The 18,546-nt window shown below is 58.1% G+C and carries 20 protein-coding genes; 12 read left to right on the forward strand and 8 right to left on the reverse strand.

The features are described from left to right. Nucleotides 1–122: 122 nt before the first annotated feature. The 5 genes from ACYZT0_RS13560 (at nt 123) to ACYZT0_RS13580 (ending at nt 3,706) form a co-directional block, all read left to right on the forward strand. Entirely contained in the window at nt 123–743 is a 621-nt protein-coding gene (locus tag ACYZT0_RS13560) for a DJ-1/PfpI family protein (RefSeq protein ID WP_462046265.1), read from the forward strand. Nucleotides 744–1,392: 649 nt separating this feature from the next. After that, complete coding sequence (locus ACYZT0_RS13565) at nt 1,393–1,713, forward strand: DUF1330 domain-containing protein (RefSeq protein ID WP_462046266.1); 321 nt, start codon at nt 1,393–1,395, stop codon at nt 1,711–1,713. A 102-nt stretch (nt 1,714–1,815) separates the two neighbouring features. After that, nucleotides 1,816–2,361 carry a DUF2867 domain-containing protein gene (locus ACYZT0_RS13570; RefSeq protein ID WP_462046267.1) on the forward strand — a complete coding sequence of 182 codons (546 nt, stop codon included), beginning with the start codon at nt 1,816–1,818 and terminating at the stop codon, nt 2,359–2,361. A gap of 150 nt (nt 2,362–2,511) precedes the next feature. Continuing rightward, the gene (locus tag ACYZT0_RS13575) at nt 2,512–2,874 is read left to right on the forward strand and encodes a DUF6463 family protein (RefSeq protein ID WP_462046268.1); all 363 of its coding nucleotides are present in this window, start codon (nt 2,512–2,514) and stop codon (nt 2,872–2,874) included. A gap of 103 nt (nt 2,875–2,977) precedes the next feature. Then, on the forward strand, nt 2,978–3,706 hold the full coding sequence (locus ACYZT0_RS13580; RefSeq protein ID WP_462046269.1) for a class I SAM-dependent methyltransferase: 729 nt from the start codon (nt 2,978–2,980) through the stop codon (nt 3,704–3,706). 305 nt (nt 3,707–4,011) lie between these two features. On the opposite strand, the gene ACYZT0_RS13585 is transcribed toward ACYZT0_RS13580, so the two are convergent. From ACYZT0_RS13585 to ACYZT0_RS13600, 4 genes are all read right to left on the reverse strand, one after another. Continuing rightward, nucleotides 4,012–4,560, reverse strand: coding sequence for a cupin domain-containing protein (locus ACYZT0_RS13585; protein ID WP_282381537.1), 549 nt, complete (start codon nt 4,558–4,560; stop codon nt 4,012–4,014). A 202-nt stretch (nt 4,561–4,762) separates the two neighbouring features. Continuing rightward, on the reverse strand, nt 4,763–6,061 hold the full coding sequence (locus tag ACYZT0_RS13590; protein ID WP_462046270.1) for an NAD(P)/FAD-dependent oxidoreductase: 1,299 nt from the start codon (nt 6,059–6,061) through the stop codon (nt 4,763–4,765). Nucleotides 6,062–6,113: 52 nt separating this feature from the next. Continuing rightward, on the reverse strand, nt 6,114–7,604 hold the full coding sequence (locus ACYZT0_RS13595) for an aldehyde dehydrogenase (RefSeq protein ID WP_462046271.1): 1,491 nt from the start codon (nt 7,602–7,604) through the stop codon (nt 6,114–6,116). A 255-nt stretch (nt 7,605–7,859) separates the two neighbouring features. Continuing rightward, nucleotides 7,860–9,236 carry a glutamine synthetase family protein gene (locus ACYZT0_RS13600; protein WP_462046272.1) on the reverse strand — a complete coding sequence of 459 codons (1,377 nt, stop codon included), beginning with the start codon at nt 9,234–9,236 and terminating at the stop codon, nt 7,860–7,862. A gap of 281 nt (nt 9,237–9,517) precedes the next feature. Here ACYZT0_RS13600 and ACYZT0_RS13605 point away from each other — a divergent pair, with 281 nt between their 5' ends. The 5 genes from ACYZT0_RS13605 to ACYZT0_RS13625 all read left to right on the forward strand — a co-directional run bounded on the left by ACYZT0_RS13605 (nt 9,518) and on the right by ACYZT0_RS13625 (nt 14,886). Beyond that, complete coding sequence (locus tag ACYZT0_RS13605; protein WP_462046273.1) at nt 9,518–10,279, forward strand: gamma-glutamyl-gamma-aminobutyrate hydrolase family protein; 762 nt, start codon at nt 9,518–9,520, stop codon at nt 10,277–10,279. A 358-nt stretch (nt 10,280–10,637) separates the two neighbouring features. Continuing rightward, the gene (gene potA / locus ACYZT0_RS13610; RefSeq protein ID WP_462046274.1) at nt 10,638–11,780 is read left to right on the forward strand and encodes a polyamine ABC transporter ATP-binding protein; all 1,143 of its coding nucleotides are present in this window, start codon (nt 10,638–10,640) and stop codon (nt 11,778–11,780) included. Nucleotides 11,781–11,809: 29 nt separating this feature from the next. Next, nucleotides 11,810–12,691, forward strand: coding sequence for an ABC transporter permease subunit (locus tag ACYZT0_RS13615; protein ID WP_462046563.1), 882 nt, complete (start codon nt 11,810–11,812; stop codon nt 12,689–12,691). Beyond that, on the forward strand, nt 12,688–13,572 hold the full coding sequence (locus ACYZT0_RS13620; protein WP_462046275.1) for an ABC transporter permease subunit: 885 nt from the start codon (nt 12,688–12,690) through the stop codon (nt 13,570–13,572). The genes ACYZT0_RS13615 and ACYZT0_RS13620 overlap by 4 nt, the downstream gene beginning before the upstream one ends. 216 nt (nt 13,573–13,788) lie before the next feature. Then, nucleotides 13,789–14,886, forward strand: a complete 1,098-nt coding sequence (locus ACYZT0_RS13625; protein ID WP_462046276.1) for a polyamine ABC transporter substrate-binding protein — start codon at nt 13,789–13,791, stop codon at nt 14,884–14,886. 173 nt (nt 14,887–15,059) lie between these two features. Here the strand turns inward: ACYZT0_RS13625 and thpR are convergent, their stop codons facing one another. Beyond that, nucleotides 15,060–15,596 carry an RNA 2',3'-cyclic phosphodiesterase gene (gene thpR, locus ACYZT0_RS13630; protein WP_462046277.1) on the reverse strand — a complete coding sequence of 179 codons (537 nt, stop codon included), beginning with the start codon at nt 15,594–15,596 and terminating at the stop codon, nt 15,060–15,062. A 59-nt stretch (nt 15,597–15,655) separates the two neighbouring features. Here thpR and ACYZT0_RS13635 point away from each other — a divergent pair, with 59 nt between their 5' ends. Beyond that, nucleotides 15,656–15,850 (forward strand): hypothetical protein, encoded by a 195-nt coding sequence (locus ACYZT0_RS13635; RefSeq protein WP_462046278.1) that lies wholly within the window; start codon nt 15,656–15,658, stop codon nt 15,848–15,850. Nucleotides 15,851–15,863: 13 nt separating this feature from the next. Here ACYZT0_RS13635 and ACYZT0_RS13640 read toward each other — a convergent pair whose 3' ends face one another. Next, nucleotides 15,864–16,217, reverse strand: a complete 354-nt coding sequence (locus ACYZT0_RS13640) for a DUF1428 domain-containing protein (protein WP_462046279.1) — start codon at nt 16,215–16,217, stop codon at nt 15,864–15,866. Nucleotides 16,218–16,219: 2 nt separating this feature from the next. Next, nucleotides 16,220–17,305 (reverse strand): hypothetical protein, encoded by a 1,086-nt coding sequence (locus ACYZT0_RS13645; RefSeq protein ID WP_462046280.1) that lies wholly within the window; start codon nt 17,303–17,305, stop codon nt 16,220–16,222. Nucleotides 17,306–17,337: 32 nt separating this feature from the next. Between ACYZT0_RS13645 and ACYZT0_RS13650 the strand changes: the two genes are divergently transcribed. Continuing rightward, nucleotides 17,338–17,625: a hypothetical protein gene (locus ACYZT0_RS13650; protein ID WP_462046281.1), complete on the forward strand. Its 288-nt coding sequence runs from the start codon at nt 17,338–17,340 to the stop codon at nt 17,623–17,625. On the opposite strand, the gene ACYZT0_RS13655 is transcribed toward ACYZT0_RS13650, so the two are convergent. Then, entirely contained in the window at nt 17,597–18,544 is a 948-nt protein-coding gene (locus ACYZT0_RS13655) for an NAD-dependent epimerase/dehydratase family protein (RefSeq protein ID WP_462046282.1), read from the reverse strand. The two genes, ACYZT0_RS13650 and ACYZT0_RS13655, sit on opposite strands and share 29 nt — an antisense overlap. Between the last annotated feature and the right edge of the window lie 2 nt (nt 18,545–18,546).

Below are 18,546 nucleotides of genomic sequence, written 5' to 3' on the forward strand. Positions count from 1 at the left end.
TACTTCGCTCCATATTTAGCGCCATACAGACTGTGTATGGTGCGCAACCGATTGATACGCTGCGAACACCAGCAAAGACGGCCGTTGCGTTTTGCACGCCAGCACTTTTCATGGAGCTCGCCTTGAAGAAAATCGTTCTGGTTGCTTTCGACCAATTCACTGATATCGACCTATTCCTGATGTGGGACATTTTAGGCCGCAACACCGAGGACTGGCACGTCCGAATATTGGGCTCTAGCTCTATCGTGCGATCGGCGCACGGCCTGCCTGTTTCGGGGCACGGTCCGCTTTCCGAGGCCAATAACGCCGACGCGGTACTGTTCGTCAGCGGCAAGGAAGGGATACCCGCCGCACTTGCCGCTCCAGATTTCCTGCCGTCGTTTGAACTTGATTCCAGACGCCAGCGAATCGGCTCCATATGCGCCGGAGCCTTCATTCTCGAACGGCTTGGGCTGCTCAGCGGCCAAGCAGCTACACACCCGGATGCACGATCGAGCTTGCAAGCTCTGGGACTTGAGCCCGTGGACCAGCCTCTTGTTTGCCAGGGGAACATTGCAACCGCTGGCGGATGCCTTTCGGCGCTCTATCTGGTGGGATGGTTGGTTGAATCCTGGTTCGATGTCGACAAGCGCCGTGCGACGTTGCTCCCTGTTCTGCCAGCTGGGCAGCAAGAGCTCTATGATGCCTTGATCGGGCTCAGTATCCGACAAGGAGAAGTTGGCGCCTCAACAACATCCACTTAATTCATGCTGTTCCTTCGGAAGCTTTGATCGCTCAGCGGGCTCTGGACCTCATCAAGGTGTGGACATTGGTTATCCGGACGGCATCGCCACGATCCATGCGAGCTCCGCTCCTGATGCGCTAGTGCCTGGAACCTGAAGTTGCCGTGAACCCCACACTTGAATACGTACCTGATAGCCTAAGTAGGCACGCCGCAATATGGAAAAAGAGCCGCTTGCACAACGAGATTCCTCCACTATGCAGATACCTCGTGTGCTTGGGAATGAGCAGTGAGCGCGGTTGTCCCTGTCCGGCTTGAAAGTCGGTAACCGTCCGGCGATGTCCCCTACCTGATCATAGGCATAAGGGCGATGGTATCCACTTAAAATTCAGGTGGGCAACTTCGCTTCAGGAAGGGGTGTTGCCCGGACGGCTACATCCAAGCGTATTTCTGGTACAAAAAGCCGTGCAATCAAATGCCAAAAAAGCAGTTCAAGTTCACAAGCCTAACAAGCGGTTCAAATCGCTCGCTTCGCTCACTGGGACCGCGTGCCGCGGCCCCTTAGCTTAATCGTTAGGCGTCACGGAGCCGTCACATTATCCTGCAGCGGCTAGGTTCCTCGACGAAATGACAAAACCAAGTTAGTAACACGACGAGTCAAGGAGAAATTGATGAGCGCATATCTGGTTGCCAACTTCGAACTCACGAAGCCGGAAGGCTTTAAATCTTATGTCCCCGCCGTCTTTCCGACGCTTGAAGCGCACGGCGCAGAAATACTCGTAGCCGATTACGAATCGGAACCGTTAGAGGGTGAGCCAGGCTCGATGACGGTCGTTATTCGATTCAAATCAAAGGAAGCGCTTAATAGTTGGTACCACTCACCCGAGTACCAAAAGATCATTCATCTCCGCACAGACAACTCAAAAGGAATTGCTGTTACGGTGGAAGAATTGAACTTAGAGAAGAATCTCCGTCTGCTGGAAACGATGTGAATGACGCCTAACCAGCCGTTGGAGCGGACGCCTCCGCGCTCCGCGCTCCGGCGCCGCTCAACGGCGCGTTAGACCTCAGAACCCAACCACTGGATCGCACACATGTCAACCCAACAGCATCGCGCAACGCCGGTATCGCTTCCTCCGGAGTCGGCAATTGTCAGAGCCTACGCATCGACGAATCTTGCTGATGCTTACTCAATCGAGCTTCCGCCCGGAGCGTCGACCAATCCCGAACTGTTGGCGAGGTTCATCTTCTCCCAACAAGCACCGTGGGTCAGCAGCCTCATGGCAGTCCGAGATGCGGTGGTCGGCAGATTCGGCCTCAAAACTGCCAAGCAACTTGCGTCACTTGGTGCGGAAAGCAAGACAGGCCGCGTCGGCATCTTCAGGATCTACGGCACAAGTCCGACCGAAGTTATCCTTGGAGAAGACGACAAGCACCTGGACTTCAGGCTCTCCGTCCTCTGTTCCAATCAGCCGTCGGCGGGAGGCAAACATCACCTGACTCTGTCAACCGTGGTCCATTGCCACAACCGCCTGGGTCGTCTCTATATTCTTGTCATCGCCCCGTTCCACCGCTTGGTCGTTCAATCCAATCTCCGTCGTGCCGCACGAATAGGCTGGCCAATGGCCACGGAGGCGTGAGCAAAACTCCCAGTCGCCATGCGCAGCCCACTGAGGTCTAACCAGTCGTTCGAGCGGGACGCGCCTTGCGGGCTTCGCCCGCTTCATGCGCGCGCCTCAACTCGGTCGTTAGGCCCACTCATTCCACCTTACCGTTAGGGAGCATAAGACATGTCAAACATCGTCGCATGGACCCTGTTCGCCTTGGGCGTCTTCCATATTCCATTCGGTATTATCAAGTTCAAAACAGCATTCGCCGAAGCCGTGAGCGCCGGCTTCGTCGACCAGTTCAGAACGCATGAAGTTCGGCGTACTGCACTCTGGTTTACCATTTTGGGGCCGCTTTTCATGCTCGCCGGGCACGCAGCCATTCATGCCGTAGCAGTTGGCGACCTCGCACTACTCAAAATCGTTGGCATCTACGTGCTCATCACCTCAATCATTTGCGTCATTGCCGTTCCAAAATCAGGGTTCTGGGCAACGCTCCTGGTCTCTCCGCTGCTCATTGCGGCGGGGTATGGCTTGCTTCCTTAAGCGCATCAATGCCTAACAAACGGTTCAAATCGCTCGCTCCGCTCACTGGGACCGCGTACCGCGGCCCCTTAACCTGAACGTTAGACGCTTGGAACCCACATTCATGGCCACCGTCGCTGATCACTACGAGACCCACCTCGCTCCTGTCTACCTGTGGATGGCCGGCGGCTTTGATGCCGCCGTATCTCGGGGCGAAGCCGAGATCGAAGCCGTTCTCCCAAATCTAGCCAGTGGAACCACCGCCGTTGATCTCGGCGCGGGCTTCGGCATGCACGCCATTCCATTGGCTCGCCGCGGCTGCTCGGTGGTCGCCGTGGACACATCCTCTATCCTGCTTGACGAGCTGCGGGTGCACGCTGAAGCGCTGCCCGTCAGAGCGGTCGAGGATGACCTTTTGTCATTTCAGCGCCACCTCGACGCAAAGGCAAATCTAATCTTGTGCATGGGAGACACGTTGACTCACCTGCCAGAACTGGCGTCCGTCGAGAAGCTGTTCTCTCTTGCTGCGGAATCGTTGCGGTCGGGTGGTAAGTTCATCGCCACGTTCCGAGACTACACATCTCCACTTGTTGGCCAAGGGCGCTTTGTCTCCGTAAAGAGCGACACCGATCGAATCTTGACCTGCTTTCTTGAGTACGAACCCTATTACGTCAATGTGCACGATGTGCTCCATGAACGAATTGCTTCTACTTGGCGGCTACGGGTCAGCGCCTATCGGAAGCTCAGGCTTTCGCCAGAGTGGGTATCCACGGCACTTCAGGCGAACGGCTTTTCCGTTCACGTCGAGCCAGGGCTTGGAGGTATGGTCCGTGTTGTCGCAACAAGCGTCTAACCATTCGTTCCAGCGGACGGCCTTCGGCCGCCGCTGAACTCAAACGTTAGCTGCCTGCACCAAAAGGGAAAAGGGGACTGACTTATTTTCTTACTCTGAATGTCAGCTTCGGGTCGATTACTGCCCGTCATGACAGGCAGTAATCGACCCTTGGCAGCCATTCGAGGGGCCGGATGCATGGTCCAGTCATGAAGTGAAGTCTATTTACTTTGAAAAAAACCTGTGCCGCGATTTCCATTGGAAATTGGTGTTGGCCGCGGACGCAGCCTTCGGCATCTGCTACAGGTTGGCGTCCGTTGTTGAGATCAGAAGTTAGCCGGGGTGTTGGAGCTGATGATTTCCGCCTCATCCGCCCCAATATTCCGAAACCGATGCGGCAGCGTCGTCGGAAAGTAATACCCATCCCCAGCATTCAGCACACTAATCTGCCCATCAACCGTCAGCTCAACCGTGCCACGGGTGACGAGCCCACACTCCTCCCCTTCCGAGTGCACAATCGGCTCTTCCCCCGAACTAGCCCCCGGCGCGTATTGCTCCCGCAAAAGCCGCATCTGCCGGCTCGGCACCGAAGCGCCAATCAACAACAACCGCAGCCCATGACGCCCAAGATCCGGCTGTTCATTGGCGCGGAACACGTATTGATGCTCGCGGGGTGGTTGGTCGAAGGTGAAGAAGTCTGCCAAGGACATGGGGATGCCTTCGAGCAGTTTTTTCAGGGAGCTGACGGAGGGACTGACGCGGTTCTGTTCGATCAGGGAGATGGTGGCATTGGTGACGCCGCTACGCCGGGCCAGCTCGCGCTGGGACAGTTTGTAGCTTTCGCGTACTAATTTGAGTCGTGAGCCCGTGTCCATGACAGCCTTATGCGAAGAATACTTAAGGGTTATGGGGGTGGATGGCGGGCGACTTTTGGCCGCGAAAACACCGCTTCCCTGTCCCGGAAATTTGAAAGGCGGCTATTAAATCACGTTTGTTCGTGTTGCTCAGCAGGTTCGATAAATGGCCGGCAAAAAAGCCGGCGGCCCCACGTTTGAAGGCCGCCGGTAAGGTTAACGCTTAGATGCCGAACCGGTCACGCAGTGCGTAGTACGCGGCGCCCATGGCGGTGAGTGGGGCCTGGAAGGTGCGGCCGCCGATCATTGGCATGTGCGGTAATGAGGCGAAGGCGTCGAAGCGTTCGGCGTCGCCGCGGATCATTTCCGAGATCAGTTTGCCGGCCAGGTGCGAGCAGGTGACGCCGTGGCCGCTGTAGCCTTGCATGTAATAGGCGTTTTTTTCGATGCGGCCGAATTGCGGCATGCGTGACATGGTCAGCAGGAAGTTGCCGGTCCAGCGGTAGTCGATTTTCACGTCCTTCAGTTGCGGGAAGGTTTTGAGGATTTTCGGCTTGATCAGTTGCTCGATGTCGTCCGGCTCGCGGGCGCCGTAGACCACGCCGCCGCCGTACAGCAGACGGTTGTCGGCGGTGAGGCGGTAGTAGTCGAGCAGGTAGTTGCAGTCTTCGACGCAGTAGTTGTTTTTGATCAGGCTGCGCGCAACCTTTTCGGACAACGGTTCGGTGACGACGATTTGCGAACCGCACGGCATGCTTTTGCGCGTGACGCGGTTGTCGAGGTTTTGCGGCAAGTAGGCGTTACCGGCGATCAGCAGGTACTTGGCGCGCACCACGCCTTTGGCGGTGCGTACGGTGATCGGTTCGCCGTAGGTGATTTCCACCGCCGCCGATTGCTCGTAGATTTTGCCGCCCAGGCCGATAATGGCCGAGGCTTCGCCGAGGGCCAGGTTCAGCGGGTGGATGTGGCCGCCCTGCATGTCGAGCAGGCCGCCGACGTAGTTGTCGCACCCTACTTCGCGCTTGATGTCAGCCGCGTCGAGCATTTTCAGGTTCTTGTTGCCGTAACGCTCCCAGCTGCTTTTCTGCTCGGCCAGGCCTTTGAGTTGCTTTTTGTTCAGCGCGGCGAAGATGCCGCCCGGCTTGTAGTCGCACTGGATGTCGTAGTGTTGTATGCGCTGACGGATGATGTCGGCGCCTTCGAAAATCATGCTGCCGAGGACTTCGGCGGTCTTGTCGCCGTAGCGTTCTTCGATGACATCGACGTCGCGGCTGTAGGAGTTGACCAGTTGACCGCCGTTGCGACCGCTGGCGCCGAAACCGACTTTGGCGGCTTCGAGCACGGTCACGCTGTAGCCCGCTTCAGCGAGGAACAGCGCCGAGGACAAACCGGTGTAGCCGGCGCCGATCACGCAGACGTCGCAGTCCACCGCTTGTTCCAGCGCCGGGAAGTCGCCGGTGAAGTTGCGGGTGGCGGCGTAGTAGCTGTTTACATGCTTTTGATTAACAGAGCTTTGTTTCATAGGTTTCTCCGATGGCCGCTGGCACCTGCCTGCGACCGCCGTTGTAGAGGTGTTAAAGCTTGATCCAGGTCGCTTTGAGTTCGGTGTATTTGTCGAACGCGTGCAGCGATTTGTCCCGACCGTTACCCGACTGCTTGTACCCGCCAAACGGCGCGGTCATGTCGCCGCCGTCGTACTGGTTGACCCAGACGCTGCCGGCGCGCAAGCCGCGCGCAAAGATGTGGGCCTTGCTCAGGTTGCTGGTCCACACGCCGGCGGCCAGGCCGAAGATGCTGTCGTTGGCAATTGCCAGCGCTTCATCGAAGGTGTCGAAGGTGATCAGCGACAGTACCGGGCCGAAGATTTCTTCCCGGGCGATGGTCATGGCGTTGGTCACGCCATCGAAAATCGCCGGTTCCACGTACAGGCCACCGGTGTCTTCGAGGGTGCGGCAGCCGCCGGCGATCAGTTGCGCGCCCTGGTCTTTGCCGATCTGGATGTAGCGCAGCACGTTCTCCAGTTGGCGCTGATCGACCACTGCGCCGACGGTGGTTTCTGGATCGAGGGCGTGCCCCGGTTTCCAGGCTTGCAGCGCTTCCACCAGCAGTGGAATGAACTGCTCGCGAATCGATCGCTCCACCAGCAAGCGCGAACCGGCGGTGCAGACTTCGCCCTGGTTGAAGGCAATCGCACCGGCCGCCGCTTGTGCTGCCGCGCGCAAATCCGGCGCGTCGGCGAACACCACGTTCGGGCTCTTTCCCCCGGCTTCGAGCCAGACGCGTTTCATGTTGCTTTGCCCGGCGTAGATCAGCAGTTGCTTGGCAATCGCGGTCGAGCCGGTGAAGGCCAGCACGTCGACGTCCATGTGCAACGCCAGCGCCTTGCCGACGGTGTGGCCGTAGCCCGGCAGGACATTGAACACGCCTTTCGGGATGCCGGCATCCAGCGCCAGTTGGGCGATGCGGATGGCCGTGAGTGGCGACTTTTCAGAAGGCTTGAGGATGAACGAGTTGCCTGCCGCGAGGGCCGGGGCAAACTTCCAGCTGGCCATGATCAGCGGGAAGTTCCACGGCACGATGGCAGCGACCACACCTGCGGGCTCGCGGGTGATAAGGCCGAGTTGGTCGTGCGGTGTCGCAGCGACTTCATCGTAGATCTTGTCGATGGCTTCGGCGCTCCAGCGGATCGCGTTGGCGGTCGCCGGGATGTCGATGTTCATGGCGTCGCTGATCGGTTTGCCCATGTCGAGGGTTTCGAGCAGGGCGAGTTCTTCCTGGTTAGCCAGGATGAGATCGGCGAAGCGGATCAGGACGCGCTTGCGCTCGGCCGGGGCGAGTTTGGCCCAGATGCCGGAGTCGAAGGTGCGGCGTGCGACGGCGACTGCCGCATTGGCGTCGGCTTCGTCGGTGCTGGCGACGCTGGCCAGGAAGCGGCCGTCGACCGGGCTCATGCATTCAAAGGTATCGCCGCTGAGTGCCACGCGGTATTGGCCGTCGATGAATGCGCGGCCTTCGATTGTTAAGGACTGGAAGCGTTGCTCCCAGTCGCTGCGAGTGTTTGTCATTGTTGTGACTCGACGCAGAGGAATAAGTAGTCGTTGGAGAACCTGTAGGAGCTGAGCTTGCTCACGATAGCGGCGCATCAGGCGCCATCAATGTTGAATGTTCCGCCGCCTTCGCGAGCAAGCTCAGCTCCTACAGAGAGATGCTGCGAACACTTCTTCAGTGTCCGACACATCGCCCCCCGTAGGAGCGAGGCTTGCCCGCGAAGGGGCCATCACATTCAGCATCGAAGGCAATTGATCCACCGCTCAGGCCCATCAGACCGTGTGCAAGTACCAGTTGTACTCAAGGTCCGAGATGGAGTTCTCGAACTCGGCCAGCTCGCTTTCCTTGCACGCCACGAACACGTCGATGTACAGCGGGTCGATGTAGCGCGACATGACTTCGCTGTCGTCCAGCTCGCGCAGTGCATCACGCAGGTTGTTCGGCAGGCTCTGCTCGTTCTGCTCGTAGCTATTGCCTTCGACCGGTGCGCCCGGCTCGATTTCGTTGGTCAGGCCGTGGTGAATACCGGCCAGGACCGACGCCATCAACAAGTACGGGTTGGCATCGGCGCCCGCCACGCGGTGTTCGATGCGCACGGAGTCCGGCGAACCGGTCGGCACACGTACCGCGACGGTACGGTTGTCGATGCCCCAGCTCGGCGAGTTCGGCACATAGAACTGCGCACCAAAGCGACGGTACGAGTTGACGTTCGGGCAGAGGAACGCCATTTGCGCCGGCAGGGTCTCGAGCACACCGCCGATCGCGTGACGCAGCGCGGCGTTCTGCTCGGGATCCTCGCTGGCAAAGATGTTGTTGCCTTCTTTGTCGAGAATCGAAATGTGCACGTGCAAACCATTGCCCGCCTGGCCCGGATACGGCTTGGCCATGAAGGTGGTGTCCATCTCGTGGTCGTAGGCGATGTTCTTCACCAGACGCTTGAGCAACACCGCGTAGTCGCAGGCCTTGATCGGGTCATTGACGTGATGCAGGTTCACTTCGAATTGCGCCGGGGCGCTTTCCTTGACGATGGCGTCGGCAGGAATGCCCTGCTCTTTCGCGCCTTCGAGGATGTCTTGCAGGCAATCGACGTATTCGTCCAGGTCGTCGATCAGGTAGACCTGGGTCGACATCGGACGTTTGCCGGACACCGGCGAGCGTGGCGATTGCGGACGACCGTTCACGTTGTCCTGGTCGATCAGATAGAACTCGAGTTCGAACGCGGCGCAGATGGTCAGGCCCATTGCATCGAACTTGCTCACGACTTGACGCAGCACTTCGCGAGGGTCAGCGAAGAACGGCTGGCCTTCGAGTTCGTGCATGGTCATTAACAGTTGCGCGGTTGGGCGCTTCTGCCAAGGCTCGATGCTGAGCGTATTAGGGATGGGAAAGCAGATTCGGTCTGAGTCACCGATGTCCAGACCCAGGCCGGTGCTTTCCACCGTGGAACCGTTGATGTCCAGAGCAAACAATGACGCCGGGAGGTTGATGCCTTTTTCGTAAACCTTATGAAGACTGGTGCGCTCGATGCGCTTGCCGCGCACCACACCGTTCATATCCGCAATCAGAAGGTCGACGTACAAAACCTCAGGATATTTCTTAAGGAATGCGTTTGCTTCGTTGAGTTGAACGGCACGCAGAGGGACCGACATGATGCACCTATTTAGCTGTTAATTATTATGTTCACTACCCTTTCACGAGCCCAGTCAATCCGAAAGGCAAAGTGAAGTCAATAGCGAACACTTGGCCTTTCATCGTTTATTTTCTGGCCTTTTTTGGGCACGAGAGTGCCAGATCAGTCTTGCGAGCCGCGTAAATCCTCAACTTCGGACGTACGGCGTTTAGAATTTTTTACATGAGAGTTGTTAATTAAAATCAACAAGGCTAAGCTCCGGAAAAGCTCGTTCTAGTGTGAAACTTCGAGGTGATAAAAATGGCACTCAAGCCATTGATCGGCGTTACTGCGTGCGTCAAACAGATTGGCCTGCACCCCTACCATGTCAGCGGCGACAAGTACTTGCGTGCTGTCAGCGTCGCGGCTTTGGGGCTGCCGGTCATCATTCCTTCCTTAGGCGAACTGACTGAGATTGAAGATGTGCTCGCGCATCTCGACGGTCTGCTGCTGACCGGCTCACCCTCGAACGTGGAACCCTTCCACTATCAAGGCCCCGACAGCGCCCCCGGTACGGATCACGATCCGCAACGGGACGCCACCACCCTTCCTTTATTGCGTGCAGCCATTGCGGCCGGCGTGCCGGTGCTCGGCATCTGCCGCGGCTTTCAGGAAATGAACGTGGCGTTCGGGGGCAGCCTGCATCAAAAGGTCCACGAACTGCCCGGCATGCTGGATCACCGGGAAGCGAATCATCCGGACCTGGCTGTGCAGTACGCAGCGGCTCACGCGGTCAACGTGCAATCGGGCGGTGTGTTCGAGGCGCTGGATTTGCCGCAGGTGTTCCAGGTCAATTCGATTCACAGCCAGGGTATCGATCGGCTGGCTCCCGGCCTGCGCGCCGAAGCTGTCGCGCCGGATGGTTTGATCGAGGCGATTTCGGTCGAGCACAGCAAGGCATTTGCCGTCGGCGTGCAATGGCACCCGGAATGGCAGGTGCTTTCGAACCCCCCTTATTTGAGTATTTTCCAGGCGTTTGGCGAGGCGTGCCGGCAACGGGCGGCGCTGCGCAATACGCGCTGACTTAACACTCGATTAATCACTTACTGCCCCCGTGAGTCAGACGGGCGCGCCGTTGCGCGCCAGTCCCTCACGACAACAACAAATGCAATAACAACAAGTACGAACAGGCAGCCAGGACGGCGGCGCCGAATAAGCCCGACCGGTATGGAACAGGCGAGCGCAATTCCTTGTAGGAGCGAGGCTTGCCCGCGAAGGCGGTGTATCAGGCAACGATGATGTCGACTGACACTCCGTCTTCGCGGGCAAGCCTCGCTCCTACAGGGTCCGCGCGCTGACTGACACCACCGGCTTGGGCTTGCAATCCACTATTAAGTCAGGCCGCGTTGGCCCGACGACTGAAACCTGTTGGGAGTTTCACATGGCAAACGCCTCCAGCATCTACAGGAAGGCTCTTGAAGGTCACCAGTCACCGAAAAAGGTGCTGGTGAAAGTCGACCGCGTCACTAAGAAATTCGACGAAACCACCGCTGTGGACGATGTCTCGCTTGAGATCTATCAAGGCGAAATCTTCGCCCTGCTCGGCGGCTCCGGTTCCGGTAAATCGACCCTGCTGCGCATGCTCGCAGGCTTCGAGCGCCCGACCGAAGGACGGATTCTGCTCGACGGTGTCGACATCACCGACATGCCGCCGTACGAACGGCCGATCAACATGATGTTCCAGTCCTACGCCTTGTTCCCGCACATGACAGTGGCGCAGAACATTGCCTTCGGCCTGAAGCAGGATCGCCTGTCCTCCAGCGAAATCGACGCCCGCGTTGAGGAGATGCTGCGGCTGGTGCATATGACCCAGTACGCCAAGCGCAAGCCGCATCAACTGTCTGGCGGTCAGCGTCAGCGTGTGGCATTGGCTCGCTCCCTGGCCAAGCGTCCGAAGCTGTTGTTGCTCGACGAACCGATGGGCGCGCTGGATAAAAAGCTGCGCTCGCAAATGCAACTGGAATTGGTCGAGATCATCGAGCGCGTTGGCGTGACTTGCGTGATGGTGACCCACGACCAGGAAGAGGCCATGACCATGGCCCAACGCATCGCGATCATGCACCTCGGCTGGATCGCGCAGATCGGCAGCCCGGTGGACATTTATGAGGCGCCGGTCAGCCGCATGGTCTGCGAATTCATCGGCAACGTGAACGCCTTCGACGGCACGGTTGTGGAAGACCTTGAAGGTCACGCGATCATTCACAGCCCGGACCTGGAGCAGAAGATTTACGTCGGTCACGGCGTCAGCACCTCGGTGCAGGACAAGTCGATCACCTACGCGATCCGCCCGGAAAAAATGCTGGTCAGCACGACCAAACCTGATACTCGCTACAACTGGTCCCAAGGCAAAGTGCATGACATCGCCTACCTCGGTGGTCACTCGGTGTTCTACGTGGAATTGCCTGGCGGCAAGGTGGTGCAGTCGTTCATGGCCAACGCCGAACGCCGTGGCACACGTCCGACCTGGGACGACAAAGTCTACGTGTGGTGGGAAGACGACAGCGGCGTGGTACTGCGCTCATGAAAACACTCAATCAGCAGTTTATGCGGCTGATGCCGAGTGGTCGAAAGCTCGTCATCGGGATTCCTTTCCTGTGGCTGTGCCTGTTTTTCCTGTTGCCGTTCTTCCTGGTGATGAAGATCAGCTTCTCGGAAGCGGCCCTGGCCATTCCTCCTTACTCAGAGATCTACACCTTCGCCGAGCAGAAATTTCAGCTGCTGCTGAACATCGGTAATTACTCGCTGCTGACCCAAGATGAGCTGTACATCTCGGCTTACTTCGGCTCGCTGAAGGTCGCGTTTTTAAGCACGCTGATGTGCCTGGTGATCGGTTTCCCGATGGCCTACGCGATCACCAAGGCGAGCAAGGAAACGCAGAACGTTCTGCTGCTGTTGATCATGATGCCGACCTGGACCGCGATCCTGATCCGCGTGTATGCGTGGATGGGCATTCTCAGCAACAACGGTTTGCTCAACGCGTTCCTGATGTGGACCGGGCTGACGTCGCACCCGATCGAGATCCTCAACACCAACACGGCCGTTTATATAGGGGTTGTTTACGCCTACTTGCCGTTCATGGTGTTGCCGCTGTACGCCAACCTGGTCAAGCACGATCAAAGTTTGCTGGAAGCCGCGTCGGATCTGGGGTCGAGCAACTTCAACAACTTCTGGAAAATCACCGTGCCGCTGGCCAAGAACGGGATCATCGCTGGCTGCATGCTGGTGTTCATTCCGGTGGTCGGTGAGTTCGTGATTCCGGAACTGTTGGGCGGCCCGGAGACGCTGATGATCGGTCGTGTGCTGTGGCAAGAGTTCTTCAACAACCGCGACTGGCCGGTGGCGTCCGCCCTGGCGGTGGTGATGCTGTTGATCCTGATTGTGCCGATTCTGCTGTTCAACCGTAGTCAGGCCAAAGAGATGGAGGGTCGGGGATGAAACGCTTCGGATTTTCAAAGTTCATGCTGATTTTCGGCCTGTCGTTTATCTACCTGCCGATGTTGATCCTGGTGATCTACTCGTTCAACGCCTCGAAACTGGTGACGGTGTGGGGCGGCTGGTCGGTGAAGTGGTACGTTGGCCTGCTCGACAACACGCAACTGATGGGCTCGGTGCTGCGCTCGCTGGAAATCGCCTGCTACACCGCGATTGCCGCTGTAGCGCTGGGCACGTTGGCGGCGTTTGTGCTGACTCGCGTGACACGCTTCAAGGGTCGTACGTTGTTCGGTGGTTTGGTGACGGCGCCGTTGGTGATGCCGGAAGTGATCACCGGTCTGTCGCTGTTGCTGCTGTTCGTGGCCATGGCTCAGTTGATCGGCTGGCCGATGGAACGTGGCATCGTCACCATCTGGATCGCACACACCACGTTCTGCGCGGCGTATGTGGCAGTGGTGGTCTCGGCGCGTTTGCGTGAGCTGGACCTGTCCATCGAAGAAGCGGCCATGGACCTCGGGGCGAAGCCGTTCAAGGTATTTTTCCTGATCACCATTCCGATGATCGCGCCGTCACTGGCGGCCGGCGGCATGATGTCGTTTGCCCTGTCGCTGGATGATTTGGTATTGGCGAGCTTCGTGTCCGGTCCGGGTTCGACGACCCTGCCGATGGAAGTGTTCTCGGCGGTACGCCTGGGCGTGAAGCCTGAGATCAACGCCGTGGCCAGCCTGATTCTGTTAGCGGTATCGATCGTGACCTTCATGGTCTGGTATTTCAGCCGCCGTGCCGAAGCCACCCGTAAACGCGCGATCCAGGAAGCCATGGACCAGACCGCCAGCGAATCCTGGCAGCAACCTAAAAAGCAAATGGTAGAAGCGACGGCCTAATGTGGTGAGGGGATTTATCCCCGTTGGGCTGCGAAGCGGCCCCAAAACCTGCAACCGCGGTGTATCAGGTACACCGCATTCACTGGTTTTACGACTGCTGCGCAGCCGAACGGGGATAAATCCCCTCGCCACAAGGTTTGTGTTTACTGCACAGGTTTTGTGTTCACTGCATTTTTGCTTTGTGTGATTTGATAAAAAAAGAATGGAGTTGTACCGATGAAAATGTTTGGCAGGACTCTGCTGACACTGTCCTTATTGGGCGCAATGGCTACTGGCGCCCAGGCCAATGACAAGGTACTGCGCGTCTACAACTGGTCGGATTACATCGCCCCGGACACCGTCAAGAAGTTCGAAGACGAGACCGGTATCCGCGTGACCTACGATGTGTTCGACAGCAATGAAACCCTCGAAGCACGACTGCTCGCCGGCAAATCCGGCTACGACATCGTCGTGCCGTCCAACAGTTTCCTGGCCAAGCAGATCAAGGCTGGCGTCTATCAGGAACTGGACAAGTCGAAGCTGCCGAACTGGAAAAACCTCAGCCCGGTCCTGCTGAAAAACGCTGCTGCCAGCGACCCGGATAACGGTCATGCCTTCCCGTACATGTGGGGCTCGATCGGCATCGGTTTTAACCCGGACAAGGTCAAGGAAGTACTCGGTGCCAACGCGCCGACCAACTCCTGGGACCTGCTGTTCAAACCGGAAAACGCCGCCAAGCTAAAAGCCTGCGGCATCAGTTTCCTCGATTCGCCGACCGAAATGCTCCCGGCCGCCCTGCACTATCTGGGCTACCCGGTGAACTCGCAGGACAAGGATCAGATCGCCGAAGCTGAAGCGCTGTTCATGAAGATTCGTCCTTCGGTGGCGTACTTCCATTCGTCGAAATATATTTCGGACCTGGCCAACGGCAACATCTGCGTCGCCGTCGGTTACTCCGGCGATGTGCTGCAAGCCAAGGCTCGCGCCAAGGAAGCCGGCGACAAAGTGGAGGTCGACTACAGCATTCCGAAAGAAGGTGCCGGCAGTTTCTATGACATGGTCGCCATCCCACGGGACGCGGCGAACGTCGAGAACGCCTACCTGTTCATGAACTTCCTGATGCGCCCGGATATCATCGCCGAGATCACCAACAACATCGGCTACAGCAACGCCAACGCGGCCGCGACGCCACTGGTGGATGAAGCGATTCGGGATGATCCGGGTTCGTATCCGTCGCAGGCTGTGATGGCGACGTTGTATGCCATTCCGGACATGCCGATCGGTGTTCAGCGGGTGGTGACTCGCGGGTGGACGCGGGTGAAGCTCGGTAAGTAATTCACCCGACACTGATCGTTCCCACGCTCAGCGTGGGAACGATCGGTGTCAAAGATTTCCGTTCACGCAGCGCCTTACCACCGCTGCACTCCTATCTGCAGAACGGCCTCACCTGGCTTCCTCGGTCAAGGTGAATTCGGGCGCCCTCGGGCGCCTTTTTTTTGCACCTGGAATTACGGTATGAGTGGCCATTCGGCCAATGCTCGATAACGGCCCTTATGGGATTCGAACAAGGTGAAGTGATCGGCCCGCAGGTAAAACTCGGGAGGCGTCGCGGACTCAGGCACCGGCACTCGGTAGTCGCGCATCAGGGTCAAATGCGGGCGGAATTCCTTGGGTGAATCCTCAAAGCCAAACGGCAGCATTGCCTGCTCCAGGGCATACACCAGGCGAAGCAACGCCGACGATGCCTGCTCAGGCGCAAGCACCAACACCCCTGCCCTGCGCCAGACATCCAGCCGATCAAGCGCAACCCTCAAAGGCATACCCGGCGTTCGAACATTCGCGGCGGCCGTGCAGACATCGGCAATCTGTGCCACGCCAACCGCGCCCAAAAACATCAACGTCAGATGAAAGTTTTCCGCCGGCACCGGGCGTCCGCTCCTGAGCCCAAGCGCGCTGCGCCACTGAGCAATGGCCCGACGTTGCTCGGGTGCGCAGTTCAGGGCAAAAAACAGCCGTTTTAACGGCTCATGGGATTCGTCGCTCATACCTGGCACCTCCTGACATCCACGTTATAGTTCATGCAAACGATTCAACTGGAGGGGCCATGCGAGCGATCATCAGCAAGGAGCCATGGTGGGCCGTGCCACCGAAACCCGGTCAAGATGAGTCCGAGCTGGAATGGGGCTGGCTGGTTCATTACAACGAAGGTGAGCCACGCTTCGAGTTCGTCAAAGAGCGGCCGACAGACAGCGAGATTCGTCATCGCAAGAGTTGCAGGACCACCCCGACACCGGAGTGATCCTGCCGTCAGCTCAGGCCTTGACGATCATTTCGAAACCGCCAAAGATCAACCGCTGACCATCGAACGGCATCGGGTTGACGTCCTGCTGCATGCGCGAATCGGTCATGAGTTTTTCCATGCCTGCATCGCGGGTGGCTTTGTCCGGCCAGACGATCCAGGAAAACACGACGGTTTCGTCGTCCTTGAGTTTTACCGCCATCGGAAACGAGGTCACTTTGCCGTCAGGCACGTCGTCGCCCCAGCATTCAGCGAGGCTAAGGGCACCGCTTTCCTTGAAAATGGAAGCGGCTGTTTCAGCGTGTTTCTTGAATTTCTCACGGTTGGCGGTGGGTACGGCTGCGATAAAGCCATCAACGTAGGACATGGTCATTCTCCTGCTGGGGGTAGAGGGTCGATCTGCTGGTTAGTCGATTCCGTCGGACCCAAATCGACAGCTCCGCTGCCCGAACTGACCGACGGCACTTCAGCGCTCCCCGCCAGATTGCCTTCGATCTGCGCCGCCATGTACAACGTTCCGGCCATCACCCCGGTGGTCGGATTCTGCACCAGCTTCAGCCATGCCTTGTCGAACGTGTTGCCCAGACTGCTGCGAATCAGTGCCTCGCTGTCCGGCCGGTCGTTGGCCTGAATGATCGCGCGAATACCCGCCACACCCACGGAAATCAAGCCCCCGGCCAATTTGCCCGCCGCAGCGGCCACTGCACTGGCCGCACCTCGCGGGACCATTTCGGCTTCCATCCGTTGGCTGGCGCGCTTGGCCACCGGCGCCATGGCAGTGTCAGTCGAACCCACCCCCTTGTCGCCGCCCGCCTTGTGGATTTTCTCGATCAGCGCCGCGTAGGCCGGCAACGTATTCAGAGGTTGGGTGTGCACGATCTGATAAAGCGAGGCGTCGCGGGCGGGTGGCGGCCCCAGTGCGATGGCGGGGATTTTCTGGAGACGGCCGTTGAGCTGAGCCATCGGCACGCCGTGGCGCTGGGAGATTCGCTGCAGTTCTTCCTGAAGAATGTCCACGTAGAACGCCGTTGCCAGGCCGAGAATCGCGTCGGGATCGATCTCCACCGCGACCGGCGCCAGCACGCGCGCTTGGTATTGCTCCAGCAGATAGGCCGCCAAGCGCTTGGCTGAGGCATCCTGCTCGCCCTTGGCGCTGAGGGTGTACCAGCTGACCTTCATCGATAGCCATTCCTGAGTCCAGTAACTGCTGAACCATGGAATGAAGTTCTCTTCGGTCAGTTGATAGACTCGCGTGCGCCAGTAATCCATGGCACCGCGCGCGTAGATTTTGGTCTGCTCGGTGGCCGATTGCGACGCCGTGACAATCTCACGATCCACCCGCTGCCAGGTGCTTTGGGAAATAACCACCGGCGCCACTTCCACCGGGGCACGCGCAGGCGTGACGCATCCCGCCAACACCACCAACACGGCGACGATCAGCGAACGCAGGTTCAAGATCGCGGTTCCCTACAGACTTGCCCGAACGGATGTCCGGTGTTCAAAGGCCTATTAATTTGAGTATAGGTGTTGGTGTTTGTTCGCTTGGGGTTGAAAGGATCATCCACTATTCCCAATCATTCGCTTCGCGCAAAACGCTCGAACGGGTGTTCGACGAAAACTTCGAGGCGTTGCTGATGCCGGCGGCCGCCAACCACTTCAACAATGAAGTGGTCGGGCTCAATGATCAGTTCCGGTTCCTGAATGATGTGCTGGCTGAGCATTTGCTGGTGACTGAGCTCGCCTCTTCTACCGCCCGCCGGAATCCATACTTCTGAGCAGTTGCCCCAGGCCCTCGGCAAAACAGGTCGGCGTGCTCGGGGAGAAGCACTGAAGCAGGCGGCTGTTGTCGGCGCGCGAATGCTTGATATCACCGGAACGCGGCGCGTCGTAGTTCAACGTCAGGGGCCGCCCGAGGAGTTCACTTAACGCTGCCGCCAGATCGTTAAGGCTGGTGGATCGGTTAAACCCGATGTTGACCGGTCCTATGCTCGGCTTTGACGCTTTGACCGCCTGTACCAGGACCTTTACGAGGTCCTCTATGTAGACAAAATCCCTTGTTTGCTCCCCGTCACCGTAAACCGTAATGGGGAGATTTTTTTTGGCCCTTTCGCTGAAAATACTGATGACACCGGAATAAGGCGATGAAGGGTCCTGCCGCGGTCCGTAAATATTGAAAAAACGCAGAATGACCGGTTCAAGACTGTGCTGGCGTCGATAGAAATCGAGGAAATGTTCGCTGGCCAGTTTGTCGACGGCATACGGAGTCAGCGGATTCTTGGGCGTGTCCTCGGTAATCGCCATGCCCTCGCCATTGTTGCCATAGATCGCCGCACTGGACGCGTAAACCACCCGTCTGACGCCTGTCTGACGCATGGCTTCGCAGATATTCAGCGTACCGACGAAGTTGCTTTGGTGAGTAGCGACCGGGTCTTCGACCGACGCCTGCACCGAGGCCACCGCAGCCAGATGAACCACCGCACTGCAGTCTTTCATCGCCCGCTCCACCGTCGGTGCATCGGCGACATCCCCCACTACCAAGGTCAAATGGCAGCGATCAATCGGCAGATTCGACAATTTGCCAGTAGAAAGATCGTCCAGAACCCGGACGCTATAACCGTTTTCAAGCAGTGCTTCGACAAGGTGCGAACCGATGAAACCGGCACCGCCCGTCACGAGAATTCGATCGGCAGTCATGA

It is taken from the genome of Pseudomonas sp. ZS1P83 (genome assembly GCF_054897825.1).

Excerpts from the sequence above, each read along its gene's own strand:
- ACYZT0_RS13575 (WP_462046268.1), top strand. The coding sequence starts at position 2,512 with ATGTCAAACATCGTCGCATGGACCCTGTTCGCCTTGGGCGTCTTCCAT.
- ACYZT0_RS13620 (WP_462046275.1), top strand. The coding sequence starts at position 12,688 with ATGAAACGCTTCGGATTTTCAAAGTTCATGCTGATTTTCGGCCTGTCG.
- ACYZT0_RS13635 (WP_462046278.1), top strand. The coding sequence starts at position 15,656 with ATGCGAGCGATCATCAGCAAGGAGCCATGGTGGGCCGTGCCACCGAAA.
- thpR (WP_462046277.1), bottom strand. The coding sequence starts at position 15,596 with ATGAGCGACGAATCCCATGAGCCGTTAAAACGGCTGTTTTTTGCCCTG.
- ACYZT0_RS13590 (WP_462046270.1), bottom strand. The coding sequence starts at position 6,061 with ATGAAACAAAGCTCTGTTAATCAAAAGCATGTAAACAGCTACTACGCC.
- ACYZT0_RS13600 (WP_462046272.1), bottom strand. The coding sequence starts at position 9,236 with ATGTCGGTCCCTCTGCGTGCCGTTCAACTCAACGAAGCAAACGCATTC.
- ACYZT0_RS13565 (WP_462046266.1), top strand. The coding sequence starts at position 1,393 with ATGAGCGCATATCTGGTTGCCAACTTCGAACTCACGAAGCCGGAAGGC.
- ACYZT0_RS13605 (WP_462046273.1), top strand. The coding sequence starts at position 9,518 with ATGGCACTCAAGCCATTGATCGGCGTTACTGCGTGCGTCAAACAGATT.
- ACYZT0_RS13595 (WP_462046271.1), bottom strand. The coding sequence starts at position 7,604 with ATGACAAACACTCGCAGCGACTGGGAGCAACGCTTCCAGTCCTTAACA.
- ACYZT0_RS13570 (WP_462046267.1), top strand. The coding sequence starts at position 1,816 with ATGTCAACCCAACAGCATCGCGCAACGCCGGTATCGCTTCCTCCGGAG.
- ACYZT0_RS13625 (WP_462046276.1), top strand. The coding sequence starts at position 13,789 with ATGAAAATGTTTGGCAGGACTCTGCTGACACTGTCCTTATTGGGCGCA.
- ACYZT0_RS13655 (WP_462046282.1), bottom strand. The coding sequence starts at position 18,544 with ATGACTGCCGATCGAATTCTCGTGACGGGCGGTGCCGGTTTCATCGGT.
- ACYZT0_RS13615 (WP_462046563.1), top strand. The coding sequence starts at position 11,810 with ATGCCGAGTGGTCGAAAGCTCGTCATCGGGATTCCTTTCCTGTGGCTG.
- ACYZT0_RS13580 (WP_462046269.1), top strand. The coding sequence starts at position 2,978 with ATGGCCACCGTCGCTGATCACTACGAGACCCACCTCGCTCCTGTCTAC.
- ACYZT0_RS13650 (WP_462046281.1), top strand. The coding sequence starts at position 17,338 with ATGTCCGGTGTTCAAAGGCCTATTAATTTGAGTATAGGTGTTGGTGTT.
- ACYZT0_RS13640 (WP_462046279.1), bottom strand. The coding sequence starts at position 16,217 with ATGTCCTACGTTGATGGCTTTATCGCAGCCGTACCCACCGCCAACCGT.
- potA (WP_462046274.1), top strand. The coding sequence starts at position 10,638 with ATGGCAAACGCCTCCAGCATCTACAGGAAGGCTCTTGAAGGTCACCAG.
- ACYZT0_RS13585 (WP_282381537.1), bottom strand. The coding sequence starts at position 4,560 with ATGGACACGGGCTCACGACTCAAATTAGTACGCGAAAGCTACAAACTG.